This window comes from Methanosarcina sp. UBA411 (assembly GCF_002495725.1).
Taxonomy (GTDB): domain Archaea; phylum Halobacteriota; class Methanosarcinia; order Methanosarcinales; family Methanosarcinaceae; genus Methanosarcina.
In genome coordinates this window covers 307,157-327,316 of sequence record NZ_DAGK01000031.1, presented here as the reverse complement: position 1 = coordinate 327,316, position 20,160 = coordinate 307,157, and the positions used below count along the sequence as shown (strand labels likewise).

Genomic DNA, 20,160 nt, shown 5'->3' with positions numbered 1-20,160 from the left:
AAATATGCTAGTTAAGCACTCCTGCTAATATAATTAATATATAATCAGAGCAATTAAGCAATAGGTATGCCAATGCCCTGACACGATCACCATATCAGGACCATCAGGATTACAGTATCTATAATCGGAAGTACAGAATTATAATAGGAATATAAATAATCATTAAAGAAGCATTGATTCTAATTTCAATACACGATGAGGTTTTAATATGAGATGGCAAGGTAGCTCCAAAAGAAAAGTGACCGGTGGGAAAGTTATTGCTGCCCGCGGGAAGCGCAAGTTTGAAATGGGCCGCGAATCTGCGGAAACCCGTATCAGTGATATAAAGAGGAAAAATGTTCACACAATGGGAGGCAACAGGAAGGTAAGACTTCTTCAGTGCAATATTGCAAATGTAACTAATCCCAAAGATGGAAAGACAACTTCTGCCCCCATTGAGAGAGTTCTCGACAACACTGCAAACAAGCACTATATCAGGCGTAACATTCTTACAAAAGGTTCCGTAATAAGGACCTCTCTTGGGACTGCTAGAGTTACGAGCAGACCGGGGCAGGACGGAGTCGTAAATGCTGTATTAATTGAATAAATTAAATATAATATACCCCGGAAACGGGATTCTTTGTCAAATTCCCTTACCTTTGTGCCGGTGACCAATATGGATGAAAAGATTCGACATATACTGGAAATTCTTGAAACTGATGCACGAACGAGTCCAGAGGAAATCGCATCCCTTACAGATATGTCTGCACAGGAGGTTTCCCAGGCAATTGTAAAACTTGAAGAGACGGGCGTAATCCGGCACTACAAAACCATAGTTGATTGGGACTTGGTTGGGGAGAATTATGTTTATGCCGTTATTGAGCTGAAGGTTACTCTCGAACGCAATCAGGGCTATCAGGCAATTGCAGAAAGAATCTATAAGTTCCCAGAAGTCAGGTCAGTCAGGCTCTTATCAGGGAATTATGACATATCCCTTACTGTCCGGGGGAAATCAATGAAGGACGTGGCATTTTTCGTAGCAGAGAAAATTGCAACTCTTGATCAGGTACAGAGCACATCAACCCACTTCGTACTGAAAACCTATAAAGAAGACGGGGTCATCCTCCGTGAACCTGAAACAATTGAGAGGCTACCAATATCATTTTAATACGAGCCAGTTCAAATTCTGATCTCCCTATTCAATTTTACATTTTATAAAACTTATATGGTTTTTACAGGGTGTTTTGCTTGAGACCTTCATGCAATCCTTCTAAGTTTGTTGCCGACGCTGTGAAAGAAATTCCCCCTTCAGGAATACGCCGTTTTTTTGATCTGGTTTCCGGGCTTGAGGATGTAATCTCCCTTGGTGTAGGAGAGCCTGACTTTATTACTCCATGGCACATCCGTGAGATGTGTATTCATTCTCTGGAAAAAGGGCAAACTTCATATACCTCAAACTACGGGCTTCCGGAACTAAGAGACGAGCTTACCAGAACCTATTACAGACGTTACGGTCTGGACTATGATCCTTCATCCGAGATACTCATCACAACAGGTGTGAGTGAAGCTCTGGATATAGCAGTAAGGACCGTGGTTAATCCTGGTGATGAGGTTATTATCGTCCAGCCCTCTTACGTGGCATATATGCCTTCGGTTGTTCTTGCAGGAGGCAAGCCAGTTATCGTTTCCACCCACAGGGACGATGAATTTAGCCTGACTGCAGAAGCTCTCAAACCTGCAATCACTGACAAGACGAAAGCAATAATTCTTAACTTCCCTAACAACCCTACAGGAGCGATCATGGAACAGGAAGACCTCGAGGGTATTGCCGACCTTGTTGTGGAGAATGATCTGTTTGTTATCTCGGATGAAGTTTATGAGTGTCTAACCTATGGAGGCAAGCATGTTCCGTTCTCTTCCCTTGATGGCATGAAAGAACGGACTGTCATGCTCAACGGGTTCTCAAAGGCTTATGCAATGACAGGACTAAGGCTTGGTTTTGCAATGGGCTCTCCTGAGATTATACATTCAATGATGATGATCCATCAGTACTGCATGATGTGTGCTCCCACAACGGCTCAAATTGGAGCAATCGAAGCACTCCGTCATGGTAAAGAGGAAATGGAGAGGATGGTCAGGGAATATGACCGGCGCAGACACCTTATTGTCAGGGGCTTTAACAGGATAGGACTCGAATGCTGTAACCCTAAAGGGGCATTTTACGCCTTCCCTTATATAGGAAATACCGGTCTTTCTTCCTCGGAGTTTGCGGAGCGCCTTCTGGATGAAAAGAAAGTTGTTACAATTCCCGGAGACGTTTTTGGGGAGTCAGGCGAAGGGTTCCTACGCTGTTCTTATGCCGCATCCGTAAATGATATTAAAAAGGCATTGGAGAGAATGGAAGACTTTGTGGATGGGTTAAAGCAGTAAACTTAACCGAGTTTCTCGGACATCTTTTAAATTTTTTTATTAAACTTTATTTTCTAAACCTTATTTTCTAAATTTTGTTTTCTAAACCTTTTGTGCTCCGTTGTAATTAGTTGACATTTTAATGTACTTACAACTTAGTAAGTCATTAAAATTGTAATATTCAAATCTAATGTATGAAATCAAATAAATATAAAATAGTACTTAAACTTTCGAAAAATAAATTAAAGTTATAGGATTTCTATATTACTATACAAAAATTTCATAAATTTTTAGTTTTAATTTATTCTTGGAGTTGGTTATACTTTCCAAAGTTATCTGAACTCCACTATACAAGGAGTAAATAAGTATGATAACGAATAAAAGACTTGGTATAAGAATGATGCTTTTTTCAATCTACTGGTAAGTATATTTTTTGTCAGTAGTAAGCGCAACATCTAATAATATAAAAGAAGCAAACGAAAAGTATACTGTTGGCAGTAAGGAGATTATATTTAGCAATCATCCAGATTCAAATAGCGCTACTTTGATGAAACATCAAACAATTCTACAATTTTCTATACTGTGAACGTTGATAAATTAGATAATACATATAAAGCAAAAATATATAATATTGATAAAAATTAATAAAGACAAAATCTTATTCTTCAAATCCATTGCTTTCGTCTGATGGTCATGCTCCTGCAATAATAAATTCGATTATTGTAGAAGCAAGTGTGGATATTTATCCAGACAAGTACTTGTATACTAAAGGATCTGAAGGAACTGTCAATCTTGTTGTTGACAATTATGCTCTTCCAGACGGATTTACTATTATTATTTAAGAATACCATTACCAGCTAAATACATAAATGTATATGATGGCTTGAGTCCAGACTATGTATACAACCTTTCAACAAGTAGTAGCTATGCCTTTATACAGAAACTATGAAGGTTAAAGTTAAATATGATAATACAGGAAGCTTCAACTTCTATGCATATGACCATGAACAAGAGGTAGCTAGTGGCCTTCCTGCATGGGATAATGATAGTTCCACTGTAACAGTGTCTTAAATATTTTAAAGGGGGATAGTAATGTCGCTAAAAATATCGAGGGATTTTTTAACAATGATATTTTTAATGATATTACTATTTATTACACTATTTTATTATATTTTCCCAATGTGTACTAATTTGTTGACAAATTTAAGTACTTTTATAGGTACCGTTGCTTATATTTTTACCATAATTGCTATAATAAGTATAATTATTGTAATTGTTAAATCTGTTAGTAAGTATATTAAATTTTGGTAATTTTGAAATGTAAAGTATTTCAAAATCGACAGGTGAACCATCAACAATATCTAGTATATTTTCCAATTAATTACCCTTTTTAAACTTTATATTGGCACTTTGTGGATATAGTTTTATATGTGCAATTATAGCCTTTATTCTGTAAACAAAAAATTAGTTCTCCTCCATTAATTAACTGATATTTTAATATATTTACAACGTAGTAATTCTTTTAATATTTGTTTCTTTTTCGTAATTCCAGATCTTCTGTGTCTTTTTTCTTGAATTTCTACGTTCTATTCCTTTTTTAACCTCTCTACGATACCTATAAAAGTTAAAATGGATGCAATAAAGTCTCATTTGGTTGTAAGTGTTCTAAATTTCTTTGAAAATCCGATTGTTTTTCTTGAGGTTCTATTATTATCCTATCTAAAAGTTAGATTTTATCTTTCAAGTGAACTCGTTAAGATTTCACTTTGATCTATATTTTGACCAAAGATAATCATTTTTTCAACATAAACTTTATTTATTAAATTTTTTTGTTTGATTCTACTCATGATTTGTTTTTGGGACGAGAACGATTATTTTAATGAGGAAACTTATTTTTACCGTCCATTATCTCGATTAACTCCTTTTTTGTTTGATTCATTTTTGAAATATTTCTCAAACCTATGACTTCTGAGGCTGCCGATTCAGTTAATTATATATACAATTTCCAGGCTCAATTAGTGAAGTCTATGAAACCAATTATTCCTGAGGAAGAGCGCTCTAAAGAACCTCTTGACACTGATAGGGTAATTTATCACCCGGATATGATAAGGGCTAATGAATGGGTACTTAATGAGTATGAAGCTCCTTATAGGGAACTCTGTATTTTTGTTCCCTGCGCCAAAAGAAAACCCTATCATGAAAGCCCTTCCCATAAAAAATTCGACAGGGTGATCTTCGGGATTGTAAAACCTGAGGATGTACATATAGTAACCTTCGGAACCTGTGGAATTACTCCCAGGGAACTTGATACGCAATATCCTTTCATGCATTACAGTTTTATGATGGGCAAATGCAATGTGGCAAAGATTAAACGAGATTTCATAAAAATGGAAAGCGAAAGACTTGCCGCTTATCTTGAAAAGACAAGGGATAATTACAAACACAGAATCGCTTACTGTATAGGGGATTTCCGAACTGCGATGGAAAAAGCCGTGGAAATGGTTGACATAAAAGTTGACATCGTGCCCAGGGAATCAACAATTCAGAAAATGATCCAGCCAGATAAGCCTTTTATCTATAACAGCCTCTCCTCAAAAGAATACCTTCAGGACTTTTCAGACGCAATTACGGATGCTCTTAAGCTCCCAAGGAGAAAAGTAGGACTTAAAGAAAGTTTATCGGTTGATGATACTGACTGGTATCTCCTTTAAAATTTAACTCTAGTTTCTCTTTTTTAATCAAATAGCGCTTAAGTTCCACTCTTTTTGGCTTTGTAGAAATCCACAGGAACAGCTAATCTCTATTAACTTAAACTCATATCATAACATCTTTTTGTCGATTATTACCTCTTGAAGCTTGATAGAGAGGTTTCTACAAAGCCTTTTTTCGATTTAAGATCTTATTTATTAACTACTATATATCTGGACCTAGTTTCAGTACTGCTGCTTTCTGGATTATCTACGGTTAAACTAACAGTATATCGTCCTGTCTCATTGTATACATATACAAGATTCTCTTCTGTTGAATTATTTCCATCTCCAAATGCCCATTTCCATGAAGTTGGTGATCCGGTGCTGTTGTCAGTAAAACTGACATTAAGCGGTGCAGGCCCCGATATCGGAAATGCGGTAAAAGAAGCTACAAGGGAGTTTGAAACCGCAATATAGCCGGTTTTCGTCAACACATTACTGCCGTTTGCATTACTTGCTGTCAATGTAACAGAGTATAGTCCTGATTTATTGTATGTGTGTACTGGATTCTTTTCTGTTGAAGTGTTCCCATCTCCAAAAGTCCATGTCCACGCAGTTGGTGATCCTGTGCTCTGGTCAGTAAAACTAACATTAAGAGGCACTTTTCCCGATGTAGAGGACGCAGAAAAGCTGGTAGCAGGAGTGTTTAAAACTCCTGAGACAGCAATATAGCTCTTTTTTGTCAATGCATTACTGCCATTTGCATTACTTGCTGTCAATGTAACAGAATATAGTCCTGATTTATTGTATTTATGTACCGGATTCTTTTCTGTTGAATTATTTCCATCTCCAAAAGTCCATTTCCATGATGTTGGCAATCCTGTGCTCTGATCTGTAAAATCAACAGTTAGTGGGGCTTTTCCTGAAGTTGATGATGCGGAGAAACTTGTAACAGGAGCAGCTAAAACGCTTGAAACAACAATGTTGCTGGATTTTGTCAATACATCACTGCCATTTGCATTACTCGCTGTCAATGTAACCGTGTATCGCCCTGATTTATTGTATTTATGTACCGGATTTTTTTCTGTTGAAGTGTTTCCATCTCCAAAAGTCCATCTCCATGCAATTGGTAACTCTGTGCTCTGATCCGTAAAACTAACAGTTAGAGGCATGCTTCCTGAAGTAGGGGATGCAGAGAAACTTGTAACAGGAGCAGCTAAAGTATTTGACACATAAATATAGCTGGTTTTTGTCAACGCATCACTGCCGTTTGCATTACTTGCTGTCAATGCAACAGAATATAGTCCTGACTTACTGTATTTATGTACCGGATTTTTATCTGTTGAATTACTTCCATCTCCAAAAGTCCATCTCCATGCAGTTGGTGATCCTGTGCTCTGGTCAGTAAAACTAACAGTCAGAGGCATACTCCCTACAGTTGGAGTTCCTGAAAAGGCAGTGGCAGGGATGATATAATCTGGATTCGATACCACACTGCCGTTTTCAGAAATTACATTTATATACCTTGACTTTTGCACCTTATCACTGCCTCCCGCATTAGTTGTCGTCAAAGCAACAGTATAATTTCCTGATTTATTGTATGTGTGCACTGGATTCTTTTCTGTCGAATTACTTCCATCTCCAAAAGTCCATTTCCATAACATTGGCGATCCTGTGCTTTGGTCAGTAAAACTAACATTAAGAGGCGCTTTTCCTGAAGTAGGAGATGCAGTGAAGCTGGTAGCAGAAGTATTTAAAACGCCTGAGACAGCAATATAGCTGGTTTTTGTCAACGCATCACTGCCGTTTGCATTACCTGCTGTCAATTTAACTGCATATAGCCCTGATTCATTGTATGTGTGTACCGGATTTTTATCTGTTGAATTACTTCCATCTCCAAAATTCCATTTCCATGACGTTGGCAATCCTGTGATCTGGTCTGTAAAATCAACAGTTAGTGGGACTTTTCCTGAAGTAGGAGATGCAGAGAAGCTGGTAGTAGGAGTATTTAAAACTCCTGAGACAGCAATATAGCCGGATTTTGTTAACGCATTACTACCTTTTTCATTACTTGCTGTCAATGTTACAGAATAAAGTCCTGACTTATTGTATATATGTACCGGATTTTTATCTGTCGAATTACTTCCATCTCCAAAATTCCATTTCCATGACGTTGGTGACCCTGTGCTCTGGTCTGTGAAACCAACTGCAAGAGGCACTTTTCCTGATGTAGGTGACGCAGAGAAGTTGGTGGCAGGAGCATTTAGAATGCTTGAAACTATGATATAGCTGGATTTTGTTAATCTATTGCTGCCGTCCTCGTTACTTGCTGTTAATGTAACAGAATATAATCCTGGTTTACTATACGTATGTACAGGGTTCTTCCCGGTTGAATAAGCTCCGTCTCCAAAATTCCATTTCCATGATGTTGGTGATCCTGTACTCTGGTCAGTAAAAGTAACGGTATGAGGCGCTTTTCCTGAAGCTGGAGATGCAGAAAAAGCAGCAACGGGGGCTTCATACTCATTTGAAGCAATAATATAGCTGGATTTAGTTACTGTACTACTGTTCCCTGTTTCGTTTAATACCAATGTAACAGAGTATTTTCCCGATTTTTTATATATATGCATAGGATTTTTTTCCGTTGAATAAGTTCCATCTCCAAAAGTCCAGTTCCATGAGGTCGGAGATCCTATACTCTGGTCAGTAAAACTAACGCTAAGTGGGGTTTCTCCTGAAGTAGGGGATGCAGAAAATCCTGGGTGCGGTAGAACAGTTACTGTGGCGAATCTCAAATCAGTGCCGTTTGCATTGTTTACTTTAAGCGTTACATTGTAATTCCCTGCACTAGAATAAGTGTGTACTGAATTCTGCTGTGTTGAACTGGATTTATCTCCAAAGTTCCAGTCCCACTCATCTGCATCCTTCGATAAATCCGTAAACTGGACCGAAAGAGGAGCATAACCGAATGTGAGGTTGCTGCTAAAGTTTGCAATAGGATAAACTGGTTGTGCTGGGAGAGGACTAATAAATTGACCGAAAGCAACAGGACTGAAACCTGTATTTACCGTGGCTGTAACCTTGTTTGTGGCTGTGTCAATTACCGAAACAGTTTTTCCGAGATTATCGTTGTCGCCGGAGTTCGCTACATATGCCCTTGTTCCATCCGGTGTGACTGAAATTCCGTATGGATTTTTTCCGACTTTTACAGTAGCTATAACAGTTTTTGTTTCTGTGTCAATTACCGAGACATCGTTACTGCCTTCATTTGCCACATATACTACTTCTCCGTCCGGGCTGACTGCAATTCCCATGGGCCATTTTCCTACAGGTACTGTGGAGGTAACAGTGTTTGAACTCGTATTAATTACAGAAATCGTGTTACTTTCGCAATTTGCCACATATAGTTCTGTTCCATTCTGGTTACCTGTAACCACCCCACAAGGGCCAAGTTCAACCTTCACAGTCGCTATAACGGTGTTAGTGGTGGTATCAATTACAGAAACATTGTTGCTATAACGGTTCGTCACATATACTTTCGTTCCATCCGGTATGATTGCAACCCCTAATGGATTAGTTCCTACAGGCACTGTGGCTGTAACAGTGTTTGTAGATGTATCAATTACAGAGACACCTTTAACATCACGATCCGCCACATAGAGTTTTTTCCCATCTTGGGTGATTGCAATTCCACAGGGACTGTATTTATATCCTATATCCACGGTAGCTGTAACCTTGTTTATTGCCGTGTCAATTACCGAGACAGTCCCACGGTCGCCGTACTTGGTATTAGTCACATATGTCCTTGCTCCATCCGGGCTGACTGCAACTCCCATAGGATTGGTTCCTACAGGTACCGTGGCTGTAACATTGTTGTTTCCTGTGTTAATTACAGAAACAGTATTGCTGTTGAGATTCGTAATAAATGCGTATGAAGGTGCAGGAGAGCCTTTTGGTACAACATTTACTGTAGCCAACTTTGAATCTGTGCCATTTGAATTGCTTACTGTCAGGCTAACAGTATAGATTCCTGCTGAAGAATAGGTATGCGTGGGATTCTGCTTTGTTGAACCAGACCCATCTCCAAAGTCCCAAACCCATTTGATTGCATTCTTTGAGAGATCTGTAAACTGGACAGGTACAGAAGGAAAAATATAATCTGATGTGATATCGCTGCTGAAGTTCGCTGAAGGATAAGATGGTTGTACCGGGATAGAACCTATAAACTGGCCAGAAGCATAAGGGCTGTTTCCTACGCGCACTGTGGCTGTAACAGTGTTAGTCGTAGTGTCAATTACAGATACAGTATTATAGAAGTTGATCGCGACATATACTTTTTTTCCGTCCGGTGTGACTGCAACTCCCATAGGATTTGATCCTACAGGTATTGTGGCTGTAACTTCATTTGTTGCCGTGTCAATTACCGAGACAGTGCTGAAATATTCATCGTTATTAGTCACATATACTTTTTTTCCATCTGGATTGACTGCAACTCCAAAAGGAACTCCTCCCCCAACCTTCACTGTGTTTGTTACACTGTTTGTTGCCGTGTCAACTACAGATATACTCTTACTGTCGGAGTTCACTACGTACACCCTTGTTCCATCTGGTGTGACCGCAATTTCCTTTGGACTTTTTCCTACGGATACCGTAGCTATAACAGCTTTTGTGGCAGTGTCAATTATTGAGACAGTATTATCTCCATAATTTGTAACATATATCTTTTTACCATCTGGACTTACCGCTACTCCTTCAGGGTATTTTCCTGTGTTCAGCGTACTTACAACAGTATTTGCACTGGTGTCAATTACAGAAACATTATTGCTGTTATGATTTGCCACATATACTTTCGTTCCATTAGGGCTGACTGCAATTCCTTGAGGAGAACTGCCTACAGGCACTGTGGCTGTAATTTTATTTGTTGCCGTGTCAATTATAAATACATCGTTGCTGTAAGCATTTACCACGTATATCTTTGTTCCATTGGGATCAATTACAACTCCTATAGGATTGGACCCTACAGATATCGTGGCTGTAACTTTGTTTGTGGCTGTGTCAATTACAGAGATATCATCACTCTCTGCGTTTGTAATGTATGCAAATGGTGAGGCACCTGCGATGCTCACCAACATTAAAAAAGTAAGTGCTATTATTCCCAAAATTTTATTGAAGATCTGACCCCTAAATCTTCTATTACAATTCGTTCCTTTCATTTAAGATCCCTGAGTATATGTATTTTTAAATTTATTGAAAACTTCAAAGAACCTTAAAACTTGACCAGTTTTCGTAAGGTAATATAACAATTCGTTGAAGTCATAGTTTTTTAGATTACATTGGTTACTGCAACAAGGTACGGCTATAAAAACGACGATGTGAAGAGAAAATCACAAAACATTATTGAATAGTTGTAAATTAATGGATAATAATCTTTCTTTTATTAGCCGGTTTAATAAATATATGTTCTTTTTTTAATATATATATTTATTTTTTAATATTACTCTTCCTCAAAAATACCTTCTGAATGAAAAATTCCTAGAGAAAAAATCTTTGTTATAGGAGACACCGTTAATTGATGAGACCAAACAGAATTAAATTTCAGTATAAAAACAAGGAAAAATTCGAAGATATTAGGAAGATTTTACTATAAGAACTATAAGAAGACAGATACAATAAATCAATCATTTTCAATGCTTACGGTCTCTCCTACAGAAAGCATGAGTTCTCCGTAGAGCAGCTTTTCCAGAGTTTCTGCTACATATTTCCTTTGCTGGTATTTCTGGATATCCTCATGCATTCTGAGGTCAGAATCTACTTGTACTCTCACGAGGGCGAAATGAAAGGCTTTTTCGTTCTTAATAGGTGCGGTATAGAAAGTTTCCAGCAGGTAAGGGAGTTTGAGGGGATCTTCTATAACTTCGCTTAAAAGCAGCATCTCTTCAGGAATATCCTGATAGTGTGAGGATATATCTTTTCTCCCTGTAATAAGTTGCAGGTTTTTTTCGGAATACTTTTTTTCGAGGATAATAATTTCGCCAATTATGCTTTTCACCTCTTGTTCAGATTAAGTTTCCCTATACAGGCTTTAGGGTAAGTTGTCAGTATTCTCTGAATTTCCCTGAATGATACTGAAGCGGTAATTCTACCTACTCTTTGTAAAAGGGAATAAAAAGGCTTCAAGCCAGCATTCCCTTTACTATAGTGTCAATAGCGTCGTCTTCTTCAAGACCGCGAGCCATGAGGGTTTCAACTTCTTTTTTGTCCACACACCCGATTGCAGCCTCGTGGGTTACCTTGGCAAGAGGATTATCGACCCGTACAATGGGGATAGCTTCGGCTTTTGCATTGCCCTGGATAACCTCCATGCAGTCTACATGACCTCTTGCTCTTGGGGCATGGCCTTCGGTAATTCCCCTGAACTCTGATTCTGCGTTATCGGTAATGGCTAATCGGCTTTTGATTACGCTTCTGGCATTTTCCCCATTAAGGGATACTTTTTCTATGACTTTTATTTTATCGTCTTTTTTCCCATAAACCTTGGTAACCATCTCACAGACGGAGTCTTTCTCGGCATCTACGCTGTAATCAAACTCCAGATAACCTACCCTACCCGAAACCAGAGAGAAATTAGTACAGTAACTGCCTCCTTCCTCTATCTTTATATGGGCCCTCGGAACCACCTGAATTCCTCCATGGGGGCCGTGAAAGTGGGTTTCTATATACTTTAATGAGGCGTTTTTTCCTATATGCATCTGAGCGTCCATTCTATGAATAATCTTTACGGCATTAGGAAATGTACAATGGGCAATGAGTTCAACAGCCGAGTCTTCTTCGGCCACGAAATTCATATTTATTTCTTGGAGTCCGTCTTCAGGAATAAGCCCAAAGCAAAGGTGGACAGGAAGTGGAATCTTGTACCCTTTTTTGATGGTCATTTTAACATCCACTCCATGTTTGGTCTCCTGGGTTTCTAGCACGATTCCTTCTGTCCCATTCGCATTGAGTACCTTATTTCCGCTAATCACAAGGCTTGCAAGTTCGTGCTGATGCAGGACTGCAGCATCTCCCCCGGCTGCCGAATAAGCTGCATCCATACTTTCAATTTCATTGGAAAGCGTATTAATAGTTATTTGAGTCATTTTTCAGGCCGCCTTTGGTGGGGATACTCTGCTGTCACACGGTATGCACCTGTTTTTGAAAAATTCACTGATTTCCAGAGGGTCTCCGCTTCTGAGGATAACCCCTTCACACATAAGGGATGCTTTATCGGAAGCGGCTGCAATTTCTTTCCGATGGGTAATTACAAGTACCGAGGAGCCGTTTTCCTTGAAAGTCTGGATCAGGTTTACGATTTCCTTTAGGGAAACAACATCAATTCCGGAGTCTGGTTCATCAAGAATTGCAAGCTTCGGTTTCATTGTAATTATAGAAGCAAGTTCTATGCGTTTTCTTTCGCCTCCGCTGAGCGCCTCGCCAACTTCCCTATCAAGGTATTTTTCGGGTTTAAGGTCGACTTTCTTCAGGGCATCTTTCAGGTCCTCTTCAGTAATGCCTCCTTTATTTTTTGCCCCGATTGCCAGGTAATCTCTGACCTTGAGCCCTTCAAAACGGGCTGGTTCCTGCCAGGCAAGGGTAATGCCCTTTCTTGCGCGTTCGGTTATTGAAAGTTTTGTAATATCTTCCCCATCAAAGATGAGGCTGCCTTCTTCGTGTTCATAACCCTGGAGTCCCATCAGGGTGTAGGCAAGGGTACTTTTTCCTGCACCATTTGCACCGATAATGCTGTGAATTTCCCGGTCGCCGACCTCAAGATTAACCCCTCGTAGGATTTTCTTCCCATCACGGCTCAGCACCAGGTTTTTTAAAGATAGAATCTACGACACCTCTATAATTTTTTAGTTTTTGCCCTGCAGCAGATCCTTGCAGTGCTGCAAATCCTTTACGGTATTTACATTTATTGCTAGTTCGGGATTATCAAGTATCAGATTAAAGTCTTCCTGTTCTTGTCGGATTTGAGAACTGTCCAGAATATTAACTCCGGCAGGTACTATCAGCTTCCCATCCTTGTTAAAGACCGTATCCGGCCTGATTCCGGCTCCTTTGCAGATATTGATAGGAACATAAACCGAAAGTGCCGGCTTTCCTTCTTCTTTATATTTTTCTATTACCGAATCGATCAGCTCAGGGTTTATCAAGGGAAGGTCTGACATAATAATCATTACAGGGCCAACTGTTTCCGCAGTTTCAACCGCATGGATCATATCCCCTACATAATTTCCGCCAAACGTCCTGATTACGCGGACTTCTCCTTTGTAGCGTTCCTGGATCATAATTTCGGTCTTGGGGGTAACAGGAGAGACCGCTACAAAAACCCTGTCTATATTCTTTGAGGCCCTGAGGGTATCTATCACGTAGGCTATAAGCGGTTTTCCAAGTAACTCTACACAAGGCTTTTCCCCCATCCCAAGCCTCTGTCCGAATCCCCCTGCCATTACAATAGCGTCCATTTTAAACCTCCCATATATCCGTTAAATGAAAGTTTCAGGAGAACTGCGAGAACAATGAGCGCAGTTACCCGACCAATTTCGTTAGCAGTACCTATTCCGTCGCCATTTAAGCCTCCGAAATGGGCATAGCTTCGGTTAAGAATTACCAGAGCCGAGATACAGGCTCCCAGATAAGGCAACAGTCCTATCCACCCGAAAGGCAGAAAGCAAACAATGGCTCCGAATACAAGTCCTATCAGGAAATTCTTTCTGGTTGCCCCGCTTATAGTCATGGCTCCCAGGCCAGGATAGGCCTGTTTTTCCTGTGGAGGTATAGGCTTTCCAAAGGCCGCGATAGTTAGCATGGACTGCTTTGCACTGACCTCTGCAATAAACATTGATGCAAACATTAAAACCGGAAGGTTCGCCCCGAAAACAGCGGAGCCTCCTTCCTGGACTGCCCTTATAGAACTGTATAGAGTAAGTAACAACAGAATGCAGAAGGACACGCCTCCTGTCCCGATGGTTGTATCTTTTAGGGCCTTGATCTTCTTCTCAATAGACCCATGGGCCATAAAACCGTCCCCTATGTCCGTGACTCCATCGAGGTGGTTAAAGCCAGTAAGATAATATATGAATCCCATGATAAGGGCTGCAAGTACAGGCCCGGGAAATATTACCTGTCCTATGTATGCAACTGCCCCTATCAGAAGCCCAAGTACGGCTCCAACAACGGGATAAAAATAGATTTTCTTCATGAGTTCGTCAATTCCTTCCATGCTGATCCCCACAGGGATCGTGGACAGGAAGCCAAACCCCGATTTAAAAGCAAGCAAATATGAATTCATTGTGAACCGCCTGTTTTTCAATCCTTTCTGTCTTTCAGTCCTTCCCTACAAATTCTGCCATTCCTCTTGAATACATATTGGAAGACACGCCTCCTATAAGACCTCCGATCACGTCATCCATAAAAGGCCCGAGCTTTGCAAGTATTCCAGGCTTTTGTTTATCAAACCTGACAAACTCAAAAGCGCCCTTGGAGCCGCTGATATAGGTTGCAATACTTGTACCGAGCACTTCATCCGCAATTATAAAAGTAAGGTCCTTTTCATAGGAACTTTTGCTGAGATTCGGAAGGGTTCCTGCCCTTCCTTCTCTCTCCAGCAGGATTCCGGAATAGATCAGAAGGCAGAGGTTTGGATCCGAAAGTGCGTACTTGAGTTCCCTTTTAAATAAAGCATCGGCTTTCTCACTGGTCTCAATCCCTGGATGGGGGACATACATTTCCAGAGCAGTATCAGCAAGGTCCTGAACACTGATGCCTTCTTCAGCAAGGACATCGAGGATGTCGACTGTAGCTTTTTCTTCTACTTTCTCAGGCTGCCCTTTTTTAAGGTCTCTTTCCTCAATATCGGATAACTTCATATGATCACTTCGGGGTTGTTAAAACGGTTCTATTAATTTTTGAAAATCTTTAACATTATAAGCCGACTTTTCACAGAGTCCCGGTTTCCTTAGAATTCGGATTATCTCAGGAACCGGGCTTCTGGCAGGTAAAGAAAGGGTCATGGGTGCAGGTGCGTCCCTGCTAATTGAATTACTGCAGCACAGGCAGCAAGCGAGAAGCCTGAAGCAACTGCTATTAATTGGGATACCCTTTTTATATCTTTTACTTCGGTCGGGGGATATAAGGCCCCAAGTATATAAGTACCAGGTTTTTCGAGTTTGACTCCGAGCGCTCCTGCAGTAGCTGCCATGGGATAGCCGGAATTAGGGGACGGAGTTTTCATTCCATCTTCAAGAGCACTCTTTATGCTGTTGAAGGGGGATGTTTTTCCCTGTTTTTTCGAGAGCAGACTCACTGTGAAGGCTGCCGCAAGAATGAATATAACGGAGATGCGGGCAGGAATCCAATTCAGTACATCATCGGATTTCGCTGAGAAGTATCCGAGTTCCCTGTAGGGTTCGGTTTTGTACCCAACCATTGAATCCAAGGTACTTATGGCTTTAAATGCATATGCCGCCACAAGCCCGAATTCTCCGAAAAGGGTATAATAGAAAATGGGACTTAGGATGCCGTCAACATAGTTTTCTGATACGGATTCAATAACTGCGGAAGACATCTGGATTCTGGTAAGTTTGGAAGTGTTCCGGCTTACGTATATCGGGAGCAGTTCCCGAACTTTATCAAGCCTGTTTGCTTCAAGATGCCCGTAAATTTCCCTTGCAGGGCTGAGCAGGCAGTTAACAGCAAAAGTGGCTTTCAGGAAATAAGCTTCGAGAAGAAGGGCAAGCACCCTGGGAATTCCCGGAAGGGCAGCAATGTAAAGCACGGAGTACCCCAGCAAAGCTGCGAAAAAGACACAGCAGAGAGCCATTGCAACTCCGTAGGCTTTCCTGTGGGTTTGAGGAGCCGCATTTTTAAAAACATTAATTAATTTTCCTATCCACACAACAGGGTGTACGGCAGCAGGCGGCTCCCCAAAAAATATATCTATAGCGGCTGCTAGCAAAAGCACAAGGGCAAGGTGCCCGCTGTCCGGCACGATCATAGGATAGGCTCCATTACTTTCTTCCAGGCGACTTTCACAAGTTCGTCCGTATCTCCTTCCTGCATAAGGCAGTCAAGGATCTTCTGCGCGGTTTCCGTATTGTGAACCAAATGACAGTCAACACAGCTCCAGACTTTTCCGCCTCTTGAGCTCTGGATCCATTTTCCTCCTGTGCGCTCGTCTTCACAGGGATAGAACGGACAGAAGCAGAAGGTACAGTTCTGGCCTTCAAAGTGACAGGGATAGTATTCACAGGTTTTCCTACCTCCTATGCCTTCTTCAGAGGCTTTTTCAATCACATTCTGGAGCTCTTGTTTTGCCTGTTCTTTGCCCCATTGGGTAATTACATCCCCGATTGCAGCAATCAGCCTGTCATTTTCTTCTGCAGTCCGAACTGCAAGCCTTATGTAATCCTTTCCAAGGCCATGGAGGGAAGAACAGTCCCTTATAAGTACTCCACGTGCTGCCAGACGTGCAGTTAATTCCGTTGAATCAAGCATGAATTTGCTGATATTGACTAAGATAAAGTTTACATTCACTTCCCCGGCTTTAAAACCCCTGATCCTGTCGAGTTTGGCTTTAAACTTCTCTCCTTCTTCCTTGATCATATCCCTTGCTTTTTTCAGGTACGGGTTTTCAATTCCGCCTTCAACATTAAGAAGAGCAGTCCCGACAGCGTTTGCCAAAGTTCCTAAGTTCCAGGAAAGCCTGGCAGTATCCAGGATTTCAGCCACTTCAGGGGAAGCTATTCCAAAACCCATCCTGATTCCCGGGATTGCAAAGTCCTTTGTAAGGGAACGCATGACAAAAACGTAATTATTGCTTGCTGCAAGGTCTGCAACGCTTTGTGTAGGATCAGAGAGCTCAATAAAAGCCTCATCTATGAAGAGGAGGGTTTTGTGCTTAGTGCAGCGTTCTGCAAGGGTTTTAATTTCTTCTCGAGTACGGAGTTTTCCGGTCGGGTTATTGGGGTTGCAAATAAACAGAATTTTTGCTTTTTCCAGAAGCTCGTCAGGAAGCGTATCGACTTCATCCTGGCTTGGATACTGTGGTTCTGCTCCCATAATCCGGCACTGCATCTCGTATTCTCCAAAAGTGGGCCAGGGCAGAAGGACAATATCTCCTTTCTCAACTACACATTCCACTACAAGCCTGATTATTTCCGTTGAGCCGTTACCAGGAATTATATTTTGTGGGCTTACTCCAAGTCCTACGAACTTTGCAGCCGCCTCTCGAAACTCAGGATATCTATTATCAGGATATTCTGTAAGTTTTTTAAAACCGGTTTTAAGAATCTCGTCAAAGTTCAATCCGGTTTCCGGATGCTCAAAGGGGTTTCCCAGAGGATTAAAGTTTGCACTGAAGTCAAGAATTTCGCTTTCAGGAATCCCATAAGTCTCAGATGTTTCCTGAATCAGCCCTCCATGCCTGCAGGGTTTCAGGTCCAGTAGATGTTTCCTTAAAGGTACACTTCTTTGCTCGGACACGGTGATCGCAAATATTTAGTGTAAATCATGTATATTAATCTGCTTATTATATTATTCAACGTAAACTTGCCTTTATTTGCTTTACAATTGTTTGATTGCGAAAACTTTGGTTTTCGGAATCCATTCTACTTTATTTTACAGACTAACTATATTAATCCTGTCTCTAAAGCTTCTATTTCCTGCTGGTTTTAGATAGCATCGAAAAAGTAAAATAGCTTGCTTTTAACTAGTACAATCCAGAAGCGCTAAAAAGCTCCAAATTATGCCTTAAAATAATTATTTTATATCATACCTTAAAATAGTTGTTTTAAATTTGAGATTATCAGGTGCATTTAAAAATGACAGTCAATAGACCAAGAGGGACCCGGGACTTTTTACCTGCCGATACTGCCCGGAGAAGATACGTGGAAAGTATTATGCGAGATGTTGCCCGCAAATGGGGCTACAGTGAAATCATTACGCCCACGTTTGAACATCTGGATCTTTTCACCCTGAAGTCAGGGGAAGGAATCATAGGGGAACTCTACAACTTTACGGACAAAGGTGGCAGGGAAATGACCCTCAGGCCTGAACTTACCGCTCCTGTCATGCGCCTGTATGTGAACGAACTTCAGCCATTTCCTAAGCCTTTAAAATTATTCTACTTCGAAAACTGTTTCCGTTATGAGCGCCCCCAGAAAGGTCGTTTCAGGGAATTCTGGCAGTTCGGGGTTGAACTTATAGGAAGCGGAAAATCCGATTCCGATGCCGAGGTTATTGCCCTTGCCGCTGCCATGTTAAAAGCTGTCGGAGTAAAGGGCGATATGAAGCTAGGAAATCTTGCAGTCATACGCACGCTTTTGAGCGGACTTGAACCCGAAATAGTGAGCAAGGTCATGCGGCTTGTGGACAAGAAAGAGTATGCAGGTCTTGAAGCCCTGCTTGAAGAAATCGGAGCCGAAGAGCAGCTCAAATCTGACCTTTTCCACCTGATTAAGCTTGAAGGCAAGCATATCCTCCCCGAGGTAATAAAAATCGTAGGAAATATCCCTGAGCTTGTAAGCTTTGAAAAGACCCTCAAGCTTCTCGACGCATACGGAGTCGATTACTCCCTTGACTTCGGAATCGCCCGCGGGCTTGACTACTACACAGGCATGGTTTTTGAGGTCTATGCTGAGGGCCTCGGCGCCCAGAAGCAGGTCTGTGGAGGCGGCTCTTACCAGCTTATCCAGCTTTTCGGAGGCGGAGACGTGCCTTCAACTGGCTTCGGGATAGGCTTTGATCGGATTATGGAAATCTGCCCTCTTACTCCGCCTGCCCCTAAAACCCTTATGTTGATCTCGAAACCCGATGTCCATCTGGAAGCGATAGGTTTTGCCAATGAATTGAGAAAATACGTGCCAGTCCATGTAGACATCATGGAGCGCAATTTCAAAGCCCAGCTCTCCTATGCAAATACCATCAACGCTGACTACGTGGTCATAGTCGGGGAAAAAGAACTCGAAGTCGGAAAACTGACTCTGAGAGATATGGTTTCAGGAGAACAGGAACTTCTGACGCTGGAAGAGATTATCGAGAAGGTTTGTTAAATGCGGGATTAAGACAACTCGCTTTCTATTTTTTTTCAAATCTTTTGTAATTGTTCCCATTTTAATTTTTTAATTATCATATGACCTATGTGCTTGGACTGAGAAATCGATAGCATTAACCTATATTCTTACTGGATCGTAAACGAAAGTTTAATATCTACGTAAGTAATTTCCATTTATAACCTTTGTTTATTGAGATAAACTGTGGTTTCAAAAACTTCATTAGAGTCCGTTATTAGGCATCTTAACTAAGTTTTATAAATTTTTAAAGAAATAAACTCAAATTTTAAGCTAAATTAAAACGTATTTTTAAGGGGAGATTTAATTTAGTGGTATTTATAGAAATAAAACGCTCTGTAATGTGTTATTTTCTAAATATTTTTAAGGCCTAAAATTTTCCCTTAAATTTAAAGGGGTACAAAATTGTATTAGTGGAGGGATAGACTTGAATAAACAATATTTGTCAGGTTTTGCTGCAATCTTTATTGCGCTTCTCATAATTGCTCCGGGTATTGCAGGAGCAGCACCCAAAATTGGTTGTACTGTTCCAGATGCATATCAGAATGTTACGGCTTGTCAAGCTAAAAACATACTCGAAAATAAAGACGTATTCCTTCTGGACGTTCGCACGCCTGCAGAGTATAATTATTCTCACATTGAAGGAGCGACATTAATACCTTTAAAAAATGTACCGGCACATGATCCTGTTAATTTGTCCGACGATAAGCTATTGCCTAATCGAATGAAAGAACTGCCAAAAGACAAAAACACAAAAATAGTTGTTTACTGCTATTCCGGGAAACGGGGTGGCATTGCAAGCCAAATGATAGCAGATGCCGGTTACAAGAGAGTATATAACATTCAAGGCGGTCTCACAGCATGGGTAAATGAAGGATATCCAGTTGTAATTGATTCTGCAAAATGGTCAGCTAATTATCCTCATTATCCGTAAAGAAATAATATATGCATATTCCCAGCTTTTGTAGAAATCA

The 20,160-nt window shown here is 40.7% G+C and carries 16 protein-coding genes; 7 read left to right on the top strand and 9 right to left on the bottom strand.

All coding sequences use genetic code 11. The features are described from left to right. The first annotated feature begins 208 nt into the window (after positions 1–208). From BP861_RS12550 to BP861_RS12530, 5 genes are all read left to right on the top strand, one after another. Positions 209–586 (top strand): 30S ribosomal protein S8e, encoded by a 378-nt coding sequence (locus tag BP861_RS12550; protein ID WP_292376019.1) that lies wholly within the window; start codon positions 209–211, stop codon positions 584–586. 69 nt (positions 587–655) lie between these two features. Next, positions 656–1,147 (top strand): Lrp/AsnC family transcriptional regulator, encoded by a 492-nt coding sequence (locus tag BP861_RS12545; RefSeq protein ID WP_292376017.1) that lies wholly within the window; start codon positions 656–658, stop codon positions 1,145–1,147. Between the two features lie 80 nt (positions 1,148–1,227). Further along, positions 1,228–2,409: an aminotransferase class I/II-fold pyridoxal phosphate-dependent enzyme gene (locus BP861_RS12540; RefSeq protein ID WP_292376015.1), complete on the top strand. Its 1,182-nt coding sequence runs from the start codon at positions 1,228–1,230 to the stop codon at positions 2,407–2,409. A gap of 653 nt (positions 2,410–3,062) precedes the next feature. Further along, a complete protein-coding gene (locus BP861_RS12535; RefSeq protein WP_292376013.1) occupies positions 3,063–3,230 on the top strand; it encodes a hypothetical protein in 168 nt (55 codons plus the stop codon). 1,185 nt (positions 3,231–4,415) lie between these two features. After that, a complete protein-coding gene (locus tag BP861_RS12530; protein ID WP_292376011.1) occupies positions 4,416–5,099 on the top strand; it encodes a DUF5591 domain-containing protein in 684 nt (227 codons plus the stop codon). A gap of 188 nt (positions 5,100–5,287) precedes the next feature. On the opposite strand, the gene BP861_RS12525 is transcribed toward BP861_RS12530, so the two are convergent. The 9 genes from BP861_RS12525 to cobD form a co-directional block, all read right to left on the bottom strand. Next, positions 5,288–10,210, bottom strand: coding sequence for a PKD domain-containing protein (locus BP861_RS12525; protein ID WP_292376009.1), 4,923 nt, complete (start codon positions 10,208–10,210; stop codon positions 5,288–5,290). A gap of 542 nt (positions 10,211–10,752) precedes the next feature. Beyond that, complete coding sequence (locus BP861_RS12520) at positions 10,753–11,127, bottom strand: hypothetical protein (protein WP_349681021.1); 375 nt, start codon at positions 11,125–11,127, stop codon at positions 10,753–10,755. 124 nt (positions 11,128–11,251) lie between these two features. Continuing rightward, a complete protein-coding gene (locus BP861_RS12515) occupies positions 11,252–12,214 on the bottom strand; it encodes a SufB/SufD family protein (protein WP_292376007.1) in 963 nt (320 codons plus the stop codon). Between the two features lie 3 nt (positions 12,215–12,217). Then, a complete protein-coding gene (locus BP861_RS12510) occupies positions 12,218–12,928 on the bottom strand; it encodes an ABC transporter ATP-binding protein (protein ID WP_292376006.1) in 711 nt (236 codons plus the stop codon). Between the two features lie 42 nt (positions 12,929–12,970). Continuing rightward, entirely contained in the window at positions 12,971–13,582 is a 612-nt protein-coding gene (locus tag BP861_RS12505; protein WP_292376004.1) for an NTP transferase domain-containing protein, read from the bottom strand. Further along, positions 13,567–14,409, bottom strand: a complete 843-nt coding sequence (cobS, locus tag BP861_RS12500; protein ID WP_292376002.1) for an adenosylcobinamide-GDP ribazoletransferase — start codon at positions 14,407–14,409, stop codon at positions 13,567–13,569. Before cobS ends, BP861_RS12505 begins: the two co-directional genes overlap by 16 nt. 34 nt (positions 14,410–14,443) lie before the next feature. Continuing rightward, positions 14,444–14,986 carry an alpha-ribazole phosphatase CobZ gene (gene cobZ, locus BP861_RS12495; protein WP_292376000.1) on the bottom strand — a complete coding sequence of 181 codons (543 nt, stop codon included), beginning with the start codon at positions 14,984–14,986 and terminating at the stop codon, positions 14,444–14,446. Between the two features lie 140 nt (positions 14,987–15,126). Next, entirely contained in the window at positions 15,127–16,113 is a 987-nt protein-coding gene (locus BP861_RS12490; RefSeq protein WP_292375999.1) for a cobalamin biosynthesis protein, read from the bottom strand. Further along, positions 16,110–17,600 carry a threonine-phosphate decarboxylase CobD gene (cobD, locus tag BP861_RS12485; protein WP_292375997.1) on the bottom strand — a complete coding sequence of 497 codons (1,491 nt, stop codon included), beginning with the start codon at positions 17,598–17,600 and terminating at the stop codon, positions 16,110–16,112. Before cobD ends, BP861_RS12490 begins: the two co-directional genes overlap by 4 nt. A gap of 338 nt (positions 17,601–17,938) precedes the next feature. On the opposite strand from cobD, the gene hisS reads away from it, so the two are divergent. Together hisS and BP861_RS12475 are read left to right on the top strand one after the other, a co-directional pair. Beyond that, a complete protein-coding gene (gene hisS, locus BP861_RS12480; protein WP_292375996.1) occupies positions 17,939–19,168 on the top strand; it encodes a histidine--tRNA ligase in 1,230 nt (409 codons plus the stop codon). A gap of 445 nt (positions 19,169–19,613) precedes the next feature. Continuing rightward, positions 19,614–20,120 carry a rhodanese-like domain-containing protein gene (locus BP861_RS12475; RefSeq protein WP_292375994.1) on the top strand — a complete coding sequence of 169 codons (507 nt, stop codon included), beginning with the start codon at positions 19,614–19,616 and terminating at the stop codon, positions 20,118–20,120. The last annotated feature ends 40 nt before the right edge of the window (positions 20,121–20,160 follow it).